Below are 13505 nucleotides of genomic sequence, written 5' to 3'. Positions count from 1 at the left end.
CAGACAAGCGCGCGGCGCGCGTCAGCGGAGCTCACGCCGCCGCGCAGTCGACCGCGCTCGCCGCAGCGCGTATCCTCTGCGCTGATGGACCACCCCCCCGCCGGACAGGGCGCCTCGCCTGGCCCCCGCGACGTGCGCGCCGCGCACGCCGGCACGCGCCTCGCTGCGCGGGCGGAGCCGCCGGGCGCCGCGCCAGCCCCGCCGCGCGCGCGCCAGCTCGATCGGCTGACCGGGCTCGTGCTCCTCGCCGCCGCCGCCGTCGTGCTGCTCCCGACGGCGCCCGTCGTGTTGCGGGCGGTCGCCGGCGATCGCTCGCCGGCGCAGAGCGCTGGCCGCTTCGCGCACCTCCTCGACGGGCGTTCTCCGGCGGACCGGCGCGCGCAGCTCCACCCTCGTTTCCCGTTCGACGACGATCCAGGCTCCGACGAGCGGCCATCCCCTCACGACGACGGCCCTGCCTTCGACGACGAGGAGGACCCGGGCGGGCCTGCGCGCCTCCAGGCGGGCATCGCCTCGCGCGGCATCACGCTGCTCGACGAGCCGCGGGCGGACGGCACCCGGGTCGGCGCGATCGCCGCGGGCGAGATCGTGATGATCGTGCGCGAGTCGGGCGCGTGGGCCCTCGTCATGAAGAACGGCGGGGGCGAGCTGCTCATGGGCTGGGCCCGCCGGAGCGAGATCGCCATCCGATGAGCGCGCGCTCGCCGGAGTCGCCGCGCGCCTACCGCGGTCGTCTGCTCACCCCGATCCCCGCGTCTCCGGACGGCGCTCAGGTCCGCTTCACCGACGACGCGCTGCTCGTGGTCGGCGGCGACGGTCGGATCGCCCAGGCAGCGCCGTTCGCGCCGGGCGCGTTCCGCGGGCCGGTGCTGGACCTGCGGCCTGCGGTGTTGATGCCGGGCTTCATCGACGCGCACGTCCATTTCCCGCAGACGCGCATCATCGGCAGCGCCAGCGGCCCGCTGCTCGACTGGCTCGATCGGTCGGTCTTCCCCGAGGAGGCCCGCTTCCGCGACGACGCCTATGCCACGCTCGTCGCGGGCGAGTTCACAAGCCGGCTGCTCGCGTCGGGCACGACCACCTGCGTCGTCTTCTCCAGCTCGTGCGCCGGCGCGACCGACCGGCTGTTCCACGCCCTGCTGGCCGCCGGCTTGCGCGGCATCGCCGGCCTCACGCTCATGGACCAGAGCTGCCCGGAGGCGCTCCGCGTCCCTCGCGACGAGGCCATCCCCGCCGCCCGCGATCTCGTGCAGCGCTGGCACGGCGAGGGAGGCGGCCTCCTCGAGTTCGCGATCACCCCCCGCTTTGCCCCGAGCTGCTCCCGTCCCTTGATGGAGGCGGCCGCGCGGCTCGCCCGCGATCACGGCCTCCTCGTGCAAACGCACGTCGCCGAGAACCCGGCCGAGGGCGAGGCCACCTTGCGCGCGCACCCCTGGGCGCGCGACTACGTCGACGTCTACGACCGCGTCGGCCTGCTCACCGGGCGCGTCCTGCTCGCGCATGCCATTCACCTCTCGCCGCGCGAGTGGGACCGCCTCGCGGAGACGGGCTCCTCGGTCGTCCACTGCCCCGACTCGAACTTCTTCCTGGGCAGCGGCCGCATGCGCCTCTCCGACCCGCGCGCGCGCGGGGTCCCGGTCGGGCTGGGCAGCGACGTCGGCGCTGGCCGCAGCTTCGACATGCGCCGCAGCATGTCGAGCGCCTTCGACAACGCCCTCTGCCTGGGCGACCGCCTGACCCCGGCGGATCTCTTCGTCATGGCCACGCAGGGCACCGCCGACGCCGTTGGCCTCGGCCGCGTCGTCGGCAGCCTCGACGCCGGCAAGGAGGCGGACTTCATCGCCGTGCGTTTCCCCGAGCACGTGCTCGGCGAGGCCGAGACGCTGAACCACCTCGTCTTCGCGTCCGACGCGACCGTCCAGCGCGCGTTCGTGCGCGGCCGGCCAGTCTACCCCTGACCGGTCCCCCTCTCGTCCTCGGCGGCCTCATAGACCTCGAGCTCCCAGACGAGGATCTCGAAGTCTCGCCGCAGGATGTACCGTGCGCCGTCGTCCCCGCGCACCTTGAAGTAGTGGTGATCGCCCCCGGGCCACCGGTCGAGGATCTCCGTCACCCGCACGCGGCGCTCCCCCAGGGTGACCGTCTCGGGCTCTTCGCTCCCGCCGTGGCCGGCACGGCACGCCACATCGACCCGCATCTGCCTCTCGCGCAGGGTAGCAGGTGCGGGCGCCTGGCTCCCGCGATCCCTCCACGGAGGGGGCTCGCTCGGCCGGACGCCCCGCAATGGCGGCGCTCCCGGGGTGTCGCGCCCGGGAGCGCCTCCTCGCTCAGTTCGGGTTGACCGAACAGCCGTAGAGCAGCTCCATGCCCGCGGTGTTGTCCTGCGCCGCCATGGCGCACGTGTCCTCGCACAGCTTGATCTGCCCCTCCTCGATGTAGAAGGACGAGGCCGCCCCGGCGCACTCCTCGAGGCTCTTCACCTGGGAGAAGGTCTTCTTCTGCCCGCCGTCGCTCGGCGTGAACTCGATCTGCACCGTCTTCAGGTCGATCGAGTGCCCATCGGGCGCCGTGGGCACCTCGATCTCGCACGACAGCTTGGCGCCCGAGATCACGCTGTCTGCGATGGCCTGGAACACCGCATCGTAGGTGGCGTGCTGCTGGATCGGGTATCTCAGCCCGCCGGTCATGACGCTGAGGACCTGATAGGTCGTCCCGGGATCGACCGAGTCTGGCCGGCACTGCTCCCAGGTGGCTGGCGCCTCCGGCGGCCAGGGGGTGGTGATTGGGTCGTTCTCCTTGATGCCCACGAAGCTGAAAAACTTGTAGTTGCGCGCGTCCTTCGAGCCGAAGAACTCCGGCGCGACCGCCGTCAGGGCCGCGTCGAAGGTCTCTGCGGCGAGGGTGCCGCCGGCGACGTTCTTGTTTTCATCATCTGCTGTGTCGAGGAGCTTGATGTCAGCCCCCTCCTCGAAGACCGCCTTGTCCGCACCGAGCGACTTCGTCGTGCAGTCGACGCCGTCATCGGTGATCTCCACGAACACCTTCAGCGAGTCCATCCGCAGCCACTGGGACCACCCGGGCGACGTGGTCTCGCCCCGGGGCTGGATCGCCCCCTTCAGCGTGTCGATCGCCATACAGAGCGAGTCGAGGCTGCTGATATCCTGGTTGTACTGGTAGAAGTGCGGAGGGTTGGTGTTCGGGGTCTGTGGGACCGGCGAGCAGCTCCCGCTGCCGAGCGGCGCCTCGATGCAGACCGACTGCTCCAGCGTCGAGCTGCCGTGTCTCGAGAGCATGATGACGCGGTAATCGATCTTGCTCGCCGCGATGATCGAGGCGAAGTTCTGGTTGATGTTCCGCTGGACGCTGTTGATCTCCTCCGTCATGCTCCCCGAGTTGTCGATGATGAAGATGATGTCGGCCGGGCGCTGCTGGTAATCGGCCTGCAATCGGGTCGCGACGCACGCCGTATCGCCATTGAGCGCCGCGTCCTTGTCCCCGGCCCCTGCGTCGACATCGAACTCACCGCCGTCCCCGAGCCCGCTCCCGGACGTCTCGCCGCTGCTGCCGCTGCCGCCGCTGCCGCTGCCGCTGCCGCTTCCAGAGCCGCTGTTGCCGGGGTTCGCCTCACCACCCCCGCCGGAGCACCCACCGATGGCCGCCGCCGCCGCAAGCAAACCCAGACCAACCAGCCCAACAAGCGTCTTCGTCGAGAGCTTCAAATTGACCTCCAAATTGGGGAACGCGACAATGCGCAGCGACGGATGTTACCAGACTCACGTCCCAGTGGACGCGATCGGCATGAAATAATCGAGACCGACATGAGGTAGACAACCGACCACCGTTGTCGGTCCAGGTACCTTGTCCACGACCGGTCGACTCGCCCTCTGGGACAGGCTCACCAAAGGAGCGAGGACATGGCCGAGGGCGGGTGAACCGGAGCGCCGCACGACGCGGCGGCCCCAGGGCAGCCCGGCGAGACCACCCTCGGGTACACACAGCGAGCACGGCGCACAGCCATCCTGACGGCTCTCCTCGGCCGCTCGGCGGCGGGAGTCGCAACTTTGCGATGGGGAGGGGCTAGACTGCGCTCTTCGAGGCGACGAGTTCGCGCGCCGCCGCGAGCAGGCGCTCGGGCGTGTTCGCCTCGGGCTCTTCGGTGACGAGCTCGACGAGGCGCTCCAGGAGCTCGCCGACGAGCCGGCTCGGCGGAATGCCGAGCTCCTTCATCAATCGATTGCCGTTCACGGCGAGATCCTTGGCGGAGAGCGCCGCGCCCGCGGCGAGCAGCGCGTCCACGCGCTCCCGGAGCCGCCCAATCGTGGCGATGTCCTCGGTCGCCTCGCGCCCCTTGCCGAGCGCGTCGGCGAAGCCGATCTCGTAGAGATCCGGCGCCAGCGCCGGGGTCACCCGGCGGAGCCAGCGGCGCACCGCGGCGTCCGTCCAGGTGTCGTCGTAGCAGATCAGGTGGTGTCGGATGAGCGCCACGATCCGCGCGCGCTCGTCGTTCGAGAAGCGGAGCCGCGTGAGGATCGGGTCGGCCATCTCGGCCCCGACCCGCTCGTGCTCGTAGAACGTGTAGTCCTTCGTCTTGTCGGAGAACTCACGCGTCCTCGGCTTCCCGATGTCGTGCATCAGCGCCGCCACGCGGAGGATCGGCTCGGGCTTGCACGCGTCGAGGCAGGCCATCGCGTGCCCCCACACGTCGTAGGCGTGCCATCGGTTCTGCTCGCACCCGACCGACTCGATCATCTCCGGGCAGGTGATCGCCAGCAGCTCCGTCCGGCGCATGATCTCGAACGCCACGCTCGGGCGGCGCGCGCGCATCGCCTTCAGCCACTCGTCGCGCACCCGCTCCGCGCTCACGCAGCGGAACGTCTGGTGCGACCGCGCGGTGCCCATCGCGCGCTCGGTCTCGGGGTCCAGCGTGCCCTCCAGCGTCGCGGCGAAGCGCGCCGCGCGCAGCACCCGCAGCCCGTCCTCGGCGAACCGCTCGCCCGGATCCCCGACCGCGCGGATGACCTTCGCCTCGAGATCGCTCCTCCCGCCGAACGGATCGATGAGGTGCCCGTCCACCGGATCGATGGCGATGGCGTTCATGGTGAAGTCCCGCCGCGCGAGATCGGCGGTGATGTCGTCCACGAACTCGACGCGGTCCGGCCGCCTGCCGTCGCTGTAGGTCCCGTCGCCGCGCAGGGTCGTGACCTCGTACGGCACGCCACGCACGAGGACGGTCACCGTCCCGTGCTGGATCCCGGTCGGGATCACCTTCCGGAACGCGGCCACGACCTCTTCCGGCCGCGCGTCGGTCGCGACGTCCCAGTCCTTCGCGTCCTGCCCGCGGAGCAGGTCGCGCACGCAGCCGCCCACGATCCAGCCGCGCTTGCCGCGCTCGCGGAGGCGGCGACAGATGCCGAGCACGTCCTCGGGGACGGCCTCGATGAGGTGATCGATCCGGGTCACGCCTGCGGCTTATCACGGGGCACGGCGAGCAGGGCCCCCGCCGAGCGCACGCTCACTTCTTCGGGTGAGCCCAGGGGTCCCGGACATCCGGGTTCTTGGGGGTCCGGGTCGTCGGCACCGCCGGCGGCCGTCCCGTCCCGGGCCTCGCCTTCGGACCGCTCTTCTCGTCGGCCTCGAGCTTCACGAGCTTGCTCGGCTCGGTGCCGTCGAGCACCACCGTGCTGGGCTGGTACCCCTCGGCCCGGATGTCGATCGTGACCGTCTGCCCCCGCTCCACGTCGATGCTCGCCGGCAGCTTCAGCTCCACGCCGTTGCGGTAGCCGACCGCCGTCTCCGGCACCGCGGCCAGCGCCACCACCATCTTCTGGACCGGCGGCGGCTCGGGGGGCGCCGGCTTGGCGGGCGCCTCGACCGGCGGCTTCTGCGCCTTCTGCGCGTTGTCCCTGGCCGACCCGCTCGCGCCGATGACGAAGATCGCCGTCACGATCCCCACCGCGGCCGCCGCCCCGGCGACCCACACGTAGCGGGGCCAAGGCGAGCGCGGGGGCGACGGCGGCGTCGCGGGGACGATCACCTTTGAGGTCTTGAAGTAATCGTGCGGCACGTTGAAGCCGCCCGAGCGCGCCATCATCTCCGCGACCGCGCCCGGCACGCCCCCGCACTTCACCTGATCGAGGTCGGCGTGGAGATCGCTCATGCTCTGATAGCGCGACTCCGGCTTCTTGGAGAGGCACTTCAGGATCACCGCCTCGAGCCCGGGCGGGCAGTCGGGGCCGCCGACGAGCGCGCGGATGGGGACCGGCGCCTTGTACATGTGCTGCGTCAGGATCCCCATGAAGTTGTCGGCGTTGAACGGGAGCTGGCGGCTCACGAGCTCGTAGAGCATCACGCCGAGCGAGTAGATGTCGGTCCGGTGATCGATGGGCGCCCCCGCGGCCTGCTCCGGGGACATGTAGTGCGGCGTCCCGAACACCGCGCCGGCGCGCGTCAGCTTGGTCGTCGTGCTCGTCGACACCTTCGCGATCCCGAAGTCGAGGATCTTCACGAAGTTCGGATCGCTGCCGCGGGCGACCACGAAGACGTTGTCCGGCTTGAGATCGCGGTGGATGATGCCGGCGTCGTGCGCGGCGGCGAGCCCCGCGGACAGCTGCAGCGCGATGTGACAGATGCGCTCCGTCGGCAGCTCGTTCGGCGAGTCGATGAGCTGCGCCAGGCTCACGCCTTCGAGGTACTCCATGACGAAGTACGTGGAGCCGTCCGGCAGGTCGCCGAAATCGGAGATGTCCACGATGTGCGGGTTGCCGATGCTCGACGCGGAGCGGGCCTCCTGCACGAAGCGCTCGAAGATCTCGCGGTCCCTGGCGAGCTCCGCGCGGAGCACCTTCACCGCGACGCGCTTGTCGATGACCTTGTGGCGGGCGAGGTAGACGAACCCCATCCCGCCCTCGCCGAGCAGCCGCTCGATCTTGTACCGGTGATCGAAGGTCGTCCCGATGTAAGGGTCCTTGGCGCCCGGCGGCCGCCGCTCCCGCGGCTCGACCTCGTCCGGCGGCGGGATCTCCAGGGAAGGCTCCCCCTCGCTGATCGGCACCGGGCTCGTTCGCCCGCCGATCTCGTCATTGTCGGGCTCGCTCTGCCGCCCGAACCGCGGGGCCATCTGGCGCAGCGGCGGCGGCGCCCGGAAGCTCGGCGGCACCTCGCTCGCGGGCCCCTCGACCCACCCTGCCCTGGAGGGCCTCGACGAAGGGCGGAGCTCGACCTCCACCGGCACGTCGTCGTCGGCGCCGCTCGGTTCGATGGAGGACGGCGCGAACGCGGCCGCGACACCGGACGAGCGGGGACCGCCCGCCGCGCTCTTGGGGCGTGACGGGGGCGGCTCCTCGAGCGCGCCTTCCTCGGCGTTGAAGACCCTGCTGCGCGCGGTGTGGTGCTCGTTTTTGGTGGCGCTCATGAAAGGCTCGCGGGCAGAAGTGCACGCCACATGCCGGCAGCTGCGACAGGGTTGGATTCTAGCAGGCGTTCGGTCCGGGAAGCGAGATCATGCGGACCCCGCGCGCGAAAGGGCGCGGCGAGCGCGCGTCGACGGCGTGTCGACCCGCCGCCGACGATGGCGGCCCAGCGTGCCGCGCGCGCCGCGTTCTGCTAGGAGGGCACCGCGATGAGCTACCCTATCGAGGTCGCGCTGCGATATCTCGGCTCCAAGAAGCGGGCGTTCATCTCGGTCGGCACCACGTTCGCGATCCTCGGGGTCGCGCTCGGGGTCGCGGCGCTCGCGACCGTGATGAGCGTGACCGGGGGCTTTCAGGCGGAGTTCCGCGAGAAGGTCCTGGGCGTCAACGCGCACGTCCTGGTGATCAAGTACTCGACGGACTTCCGTGAGTACCGCTCGATCATGGAGCAGGTCTCCAAGGTTCCCGGCGTCGTCGGCGTCGCGCCGTTCAGCATCAACCCCATGATGCTGACGCACGGCGACGCGACGGCGACAGGCGTCCTGGTCAAGGGGGTCGACCCGGCCAGGAGCCTCGGCGTGGGGGCCGAGGGCGCCTCCACGGCCGTGCTCGACCTGCCCCGTCACATCCTCCCGGGCGGCGATCTCGCCGGGCTGCGGCGCCCTGGCTCGAAGCCCGCCGAGCGCGCCGTGCCGTCGTTGCCCGAGGTCCCCCTCCTCGAGCCGGACGCTGGCGCGCCGTCAGCCTCGGCCGCGCTCGCGCCGGACGCGGGCGCCGAGATCGATCTGCTGAAGGCCTACGAGGCCCGGATCCTCGAGGACGAGCGCGCCGCGGCCGCGCGCGACGCCGCGCTCGCGCCCCCGACGCCGCGCGCGGCCGAGGCGGAAGGCGCGCCCGGCGCCGGGGCCGAGGAGGCGGAGGTCGCGCTCGGCGAGGGCGCCCCGCGGGGCGCGATCGAGCCGCAGGGCGGCTATGGCAGCGTTCTCCCGGAGGACGACGAGCTGCCGCCCGAGGTCGATCCGGACCCCTGCGCCGACAAGGAGCAGATCGCCAGGATGCCGGGCATTGTGATCGGCGCCGCGCTGGCGAAGAACCTGTCGCTCGACCTCGGCCAGTGCGTCACTGTCACCTCGCCCACGATCGGCTTCTCGTTCGCGAACGGCGCCATCAAGCCGCCGGTCGCCAAGCGATTCCGGGTCATCGCGATCTTCGAGGCCGGCTTCGAGCAGTACGACACCAAGCTGGCGTACGCCGATCTCTACGAGACGCAGGCGTTCTACGACCAGGGCGACACGGTGACCGGCGTCGAGATGAAGGTCGACGACATCGACAGCGCGAGCGGCATCGCGCGCGAGATCAGCAAGCTCCTCGGCAGCGGGCTCTATTACACGATGGACTGGGAGGAGCTGAACCACGGGCTCTTCACGGCGCTGCGCATCCAGCAGATCGGCATGAGCGCGGTGCTGGCGCTCATCATCGTGGTCGCCGCGTTCACGGTGATCGCGACGCTGATCATGGTGGTGCTCGACAAGAAGAAGGAGATCGCGGTCCTCAAGGCGATGGGCGCGACGGACGGCGCCGTCCTGCGCATCTTCCTCTACCAGGGCGGGATCATCGGCGTCGCGGGCACCACGCTGGGCCTCTTGCTCGGCGTGGCGGTGTGCAAGGGGCTCCTGGTTTACGGCTTCCCGCTCGACCCGAAGGTCTATTTCATCTCCCGCCTCCCCGTCCAGGCGCGCCCGCAGGAGTTCATCATCACGGGCTGCATCGCCATCCTCATCTGCCTCGCCGCCACGATCGTGCCCAGCCTCTACGCCGCGCGCCTCCGCCCCGCCGAGGGCTTCCGCGCGCAGTGAGCCCCTGCCTGCCCGCGCGGCTGCAGGCCCGAGGTGGGCCTGCTCGCCGCGCCGCCTACCGCCGGGAGGCGGCGTAGAGCTTCTGCTGCCCGTTTTTGTCGGACGCCAGGTAGAGCGTGCACTCGTCCGGGGACAGCGACGGCGTCATGACGGCGACGCTCGGGTCCAGGTTGGGCAGCAGCATCCTCGCCGGCTGATCGTCCACGGGCAGCCCGTCGTCCCCGAGCGCCACGTAGAAGCTCCGCAGCACCGACGCCTCCTCGCACTCGCCGCGCGCGCTGTAGGGCGCCTGGAAGAAGAGCAGGCGGCCGTCGGGCGTCACCCACGGAGCGAGGTCGTCTCCCTGCGCGGGGCAGTCGCCTGGCAGGTGGATGTCGAGCACCTGCACCTCCGCGTCCTCTGCGCGCTTCGTGACGAGCCGGCTCGTGTTCCCGCCGCCGTCCTGGTGCGTGTTCATGAACCAGTACCGGTAGGAGGGCCGCTGCCCGTGGGCGACCGCCACCGAGCGGCTCCCCCCATCCGGGTTGAGCGCGGGGAGCGCGTCCGCCTGGGTCGCGCCCAGCCCATCCGCGACGAGCAGCAGCGGGAGGCTGCCCGGCGCGGCGGGGAGGCGGTCGAAGAGCAACGAGCCCGCAGGGAAGCCGTCATGCGGCGAGGGCGCGTCCAGGGGCAGGAGGAGCGGGCCCGACTCCTGGCCTTCGGCGTCGACGAGGAAGCTGGAGACGACCTCGCCGGCCGTCCAGGGCCGCCCGGTGGCCGTGGCGATCTTCGTGTCGTCCGATCCGAACTTCGCCGTGTAGACGAGCCGGAGCGTCGCCTCGCCCTCTCCGGTCTCCGCGCGCACGCGCGGGAACGCGGGCATCGCCCCCGCCACCTCGACCTCCGAGAGCGCGCCGAACGACAGCACGCCGCCGCGGGCCGCGCAGGAAACGCACGTCTCGCTGGCCGTGCAGAACTCCCCGTCCTTGCACGCGCCGCAGCCGCCCTCGCCGCCCCCGCCCGACGCGGCGGACGACGAGGCCGAGCCCCCGCCTCCCCCGCCTCCCCCGCTGCCCCCGCCCCCGTCGCCGCCGGCGCCGCCCTCGCCGCCGCTCGATGACGTGGACGTGGCGCTCGCGCCGGCCGCCGTGAACCGCTCGCCGCAGCCGGCGAGCGCCGCGAGCGCCAGCTGCGCGGCGAGCGAGAAGGTTCCGTAGAAGCGAAGCGTGCGCACCCGAGCTGCCTCCTGTCGTGGTCCCGCCGCGCGGAGCCGGCGTGCGCGGTCAAGACGCCTTGTTGTAGTCCGTGTCCTCGAGAAGGATGACGTTCGTCTTCGAGCGGGTCTCGCCGACGCTGGTCACGTAGACCGCGGGCTTGTCCTGCACCGGACACACCTTCTCGCACGCGCCGCAGCCGATGCACAGCGACGGATCGACGTGCGGACGCTGCACGTGGACCATCTTCATCGGCGGCTCCTTGCCGTGCTCGGCCGCCACCGGCTCGCGCTTCGGGATGTCGACCTCCTCGACCCAGATCGCCTTGGGCGACGTCGGGCAGAACTCCTCGCAGACGATGCACGGCACGCTCATCGACCACGGCAGGCAGCGCCCCTGATCGTAGAACGCGGTGCCGATCGAGATCGGCTTCTGGCCGATGCCCATCTTCTGCTCCTCGGTGATCTTCTGGATCGCGCCGGTCGGGCAGACGTCGCCGCAGAGGACGCAGGAGTGCTCGCAATACCCGATGCGCGGGATGACGATCGGCGTCCAGAGCCCCTCGATGCCCGCCTCGAAGAACGCGGGGTGGATCGCGTTGTTGGGGCAGACCTTCATGCACTCCGCGCACCGGATGCAGCGCTCCAGGAACTCGCGCTCCTCGACCGAGCCCGGCGGCCGGATCACGCGGTGGTCGTAGTTCGCGTCGAGCACGTCGGCGATGCGCGCCGTCGGGATGATCACCGCGCCGGCGGCGGCGGTCGCGAGGGCGGTGCGGCGGCCCGTGTCGGGCGTCACGAGGGCGCTCTTCCGGTTCGGCAGGAAGCGGAACTTGATGACGTCCTCGGGGCAGGCGCTCTCGCAGTTGAGGCACATGTGGCACTCGTCCTGCCGCCACTTCACCCCGCCCTGGGGCGAGTCGGCGCCCTGGCAGTGCACGAGGCACAGGTTGCAGTCGGTGCACTTCGCGTGATCCTTCTGCATCCCGAAGAGCGCGAAGCGCGCGAACACGCCGAGGAACGCGCCGAGCGGGCAGAGCACGCGGCACCAGAACCGCGGGATGAACCGGTTCATGAAGAGGATCGCGACGAACAGGATCCCGACGAACCACGTGTGGTGGAAGTAGAACTGCTTCGTCTGCCACACGCTCGCGGCCAGGAAATCCTGCGCGTGATCCGCGGCGAGCTGCACCGGCCGGCTCCCGGTCGTGGCCGCGGAGCCGGTCACCACGGCGGCGACGTACTGCGCGGCCGGGATGACGGCGAGGCCGATGGCCCGGACCGCCACGCAGATCGGATCGAACAGCCCGCCGATCACGCTGCCGGTCGCGCTCGCCGCGAGGAAGGCGTACATCAGGTAGTACTTCACCCGCTGCCGCGTGTACGTCTTGTTCGCCTCGACGCGCTTGCCGCCCTTGCCGTAGCGCGACGGGAAGATCCACCCGAAGAAATGGTGGAGGGTGCCGAAGGGGCAGATCCAGCCGCAGAACACGCGCCCGAAGACGAGCGTCAGCGCGAGGATCCCGAGCGACCAGAGCAGGCCGCGGTAGACGGTGTGCGTCGAGAGCAGGGTCATCGCGCCGACGAACGGGTCGGCGAGGAGGAAGCCCTCGACGGGGAGCGGCAGGCGCACGCGCGCCTCGGCGGAGGCGAACGAGCCGCGAAAGCCCGTCTGGAACAGGAAGTAGAGGAACAGCCCGAGGCAGCCGGCCTGCACGGCGCGGCGCACCCAGACGAGCACCTGGATCACCTTGCGCGCCGGCAGCCCCGAGCCGGACCGGCGCTTCGGGGCGGGCCGGACGATCGCGCCGGCCTTGCGCAACGTGCGCAACAGCGCGCCCCAGGGGGCCTCCTTCGCGGAGGCGGCAGGCGGCGTCGCGCTCGGCGCGGCGGGCGGCGCCGCGCTCGCCTTCGCGGGCGCCACGGCCGCTCCTGCCGCGGGTTCATGGTGCGCCGGCGCGGCCGGCGTCGGATCGAGGTTTGCCATGAGTACTAGACCTCGGCGAGCCGCAGGTTCTGCCAGTGCATCGTGCCCAGGCCACGCTCGTGGCCCATCTTCAGGTACGGGATCTCCTCCGGCTTGCGGCCGATGAGCTGGCAGCCGTACGCGTCGGCGGCGACCTGGTCGATCGTCGCGATCACGGTGTGCATGTCCTTCGCGTCGGCGACGTTCCCGCCCTGCGGCCCGTTGCGCATGAGGACGCGGACGGCGTCCACGATGGTGAGCGTGGGCTGGATGAACGTCGCGAGATCGGCGATCGACACGTCGATGTTCTGGTGGAGGCGGTTGCGACGGCCGCCGAGCGCCCCGTACCAGTTCTTCATCGCGCCGGTGTACTTGGACAGGTTGTGGTGCTTCGCGATGGGGACGTTGATGACCTTGTCCGCGTTGACGAGCGGCGTGTAGACGGGCCAGTCGTCGAGCACCTCGCCCTTCAGGCGCATGCCGCGGAAGCGGTGCGCCGCGGGGATGACGACCTCCCCGCCGACGTCGTAGGCGGCCTTCCAGATGCCGGAGCGCTGGAAGCAGCGGTTCGGCTCGTTGCACGAGGCGTCCGTCACGATGACGGTCTTGGCGCCGGCGTCGTAGGCGAGGCGCACCACCTCGGCCACGACCTTGGGGTTCGTGTTGGCCGCGTGGATCGGCGTGCGATCCCAGCCGATGTTCGGCTTCACGACCACGACGTCGCCGCGCGAGATGAAGCGGCGCATCCCGCCGAGCGCGTCGACCGCCTTCCGGACCAGGGCGGCCGGGTCCGGGGCGCCCCCTGCGAGCGCCTCGACGCCGGCGCGGGCGACGACGAGCTCCGGCAGCCCGTCGGGCGCGTCGCGGAGCCGATAGTCCCGCGTCTGCTGGCGCTCGGCGGCGGCGGCGACGCTGCCGCCGCGGTCCCACCGGGCCGCCGCGAGCCCCCCCGCGCCCCCGAGGACGAGGCCCGCCGCGCTCAGCCGACGCAGCATTTCACGTCGAGAAATGTCACCCATGGCCCTCGCCTTCCCTGGACCTACGGATAGCCTCCCCGGGCGGTCGCCACAAGCAGAGGTGGC

At 71.3% G+C, this 13505-nt stretch carries 10 protein-coding genes; 3 read left to right on the top strand and 7 right to left on the bottom strand.

Features of this window, described 5'->3' with window-relative positions:
• Nucleotides 1-84: 84 nt before the first annotated feature.
• Both WMF46_RS06195 and WMF46_RS06190 read left to right on the top strand, forming a co-directional pair.
• The gene (locus WMF46_RS06195; protein ID WP_437984749.1) at nucleotides 85-693 is read left to right on the top strand and encodes an SH3 domain-containing protein; all 609 of its coding nucleotides are present in this window, start codon (nucleotides 85-87) and stop codon (nucleotides 691-693) included.
• The gene (locus WMF46_RS06190; RefSeq protein ID WP_437984748.1) at nucleotides 690-1958 is read left to right on the top strand and encodes a guanine deaminase; all 1269 of its coding nucleotides are present in this window, start codon (nucleotides 690-692) and stop codon (nucleotides 1956-1958) included. The genes WMF46_RS06195 and WMF46_RS06190 overlap by 4 nt, the downstream gene beginning before the upstream one ends.
• On the opposite strand, the gene WMF46_RS06185 is transcribed toward WMF46_RS06190, so the two are convergent.
• From WMF46_RS06185 to WMF46_RS06170, 4 genes are all read right to left on the bottom strand, one after another.
• Nucleotides 1949-2185 carry a hypothetical protein gene (locus WMF46_RS06185; RefSeq protein ID WP_437984747.1) on the bottom strand — a complete coding sequence of 79 codons (237 nt, stop codon included), beginning with the start codon at nucleotides 2183-2185 and terminating at the stop codon, nucleotides 1949-1951. The two genes, WMF46_RS06190 and WMF46_RS06185, sit on opposite strands and share 10 nt — an antisense overlap.
• Nucleotides 2186-2327: 142 nt before the next feature.
• A complete protein-coding gene (locus WMF46_RS06180; protein WP_437984746.1) occupies nucleotides 2328-3719 on the bottom strand; it encodes a hypothetical protein in 1392 nt (463 codons plus the stop codon).
• Nucleotides 3720-4077: 358 nt separating this feature from the next.
• Nucleotides 4078-5460, bottom strand: a complete 1383-nt coding sequence (locus WMF46_RS06175; RefSeq protein WP_437550139.1) for a CCA tRNA nucleotidyltransferase — start codon at nucleotides 5458-5460, stop codon at nucleotides 4078-4080.
• A 52-nt stretch (nucleotides 5461-5512) separates the two neighbouring features.
• Nucleotides 5513-7411 (bottom strand): protein kinase domain-containing protein, encoded by a 1899-nt coding sequence (locus WMF46_RS06170; RefSeq protein WP_437984745.1) that lies wholly within the window; start codon nucleotides 7409-7411, stop codon nucleotides 5513-5515.
• A gap of 207 nt (nucleotides 7412-7618) precedes the next feature.
• On the opposite strand from WMF46_RS06170, the gene WMF46_RS06165 reads away from it, so the two are divergent.
• Entirely contained in the window at nucleotides 7619-9265 is a 1647-nt protein-coding gene (locus WMF46_RS06165) for an ABC transporter permease (RefSeq protein ID WP_437984744.1), read from the top strand.
• A gap of 55 nt (nucleotides 9266-9320) precedes the next feature.
• Here WMF46_RS06165 and WMF46_RS06160 read toward each other — a convergent pair whose 3' ends face one another.
• The 3 genes from WMF46_RS06160 to WMF46_RS06150 are packed head-to-tail and all read right to left on the bottom strand — an operon-like array spanning nucleotide 9321 to nucleotide 13442.
• Nucleotides 9321-10478 (bottom strand): hypothetical protein, encoded by a 1158-nt coding sequence (locus tag WMF46_RS06160; protein WP_437984743.1) that lies wholly within the window; start codon nucleotides 10476-10478, stop codon nucleotides 9321-9323.
• Nucleotides 10479-10527: 49 nt separating this feature from the next.
• Nucleotides 10528-12444 (bottom strand): 4Fe-4S binding protein, encoded by a 1917-nt coding sequence (locus WMF46_RS06155; protein ID WP_437984742.1) that lies wholly within the window; start codon nucleotides 12442-12444, stop codon nucleotides 10528-10530.
• Between the two features lie 5 nt (nucleotides 12445-12449).
• Nucleotides 12450-13442: a DUF362 domain-containing protein gene (locus WMF46_RS06150; protein WP_437984741.1), complete on the bottom strand. Its 993-nt coding sequence runs from the start codon at nucleotides 13440-13442 to the stop codon at nucleotides 12450-12452.
• Nucleotides 13443-13505: the final 63 nt, after the last annotated feature.

It is taken from the genome of Sorangium sp. So ce117, from assembly GCF_051524395.1.
GTDB lineage: Bacteria > Myxococcota_A > Polyangia > Polyangiales > Polyangiaceae > Sorangium > Sorangium cellulosum_B.
Note: the sequence above shows the minus strand (reverse complement) of the source record. Positions and strands in the feature narration are given on the sequence as shown.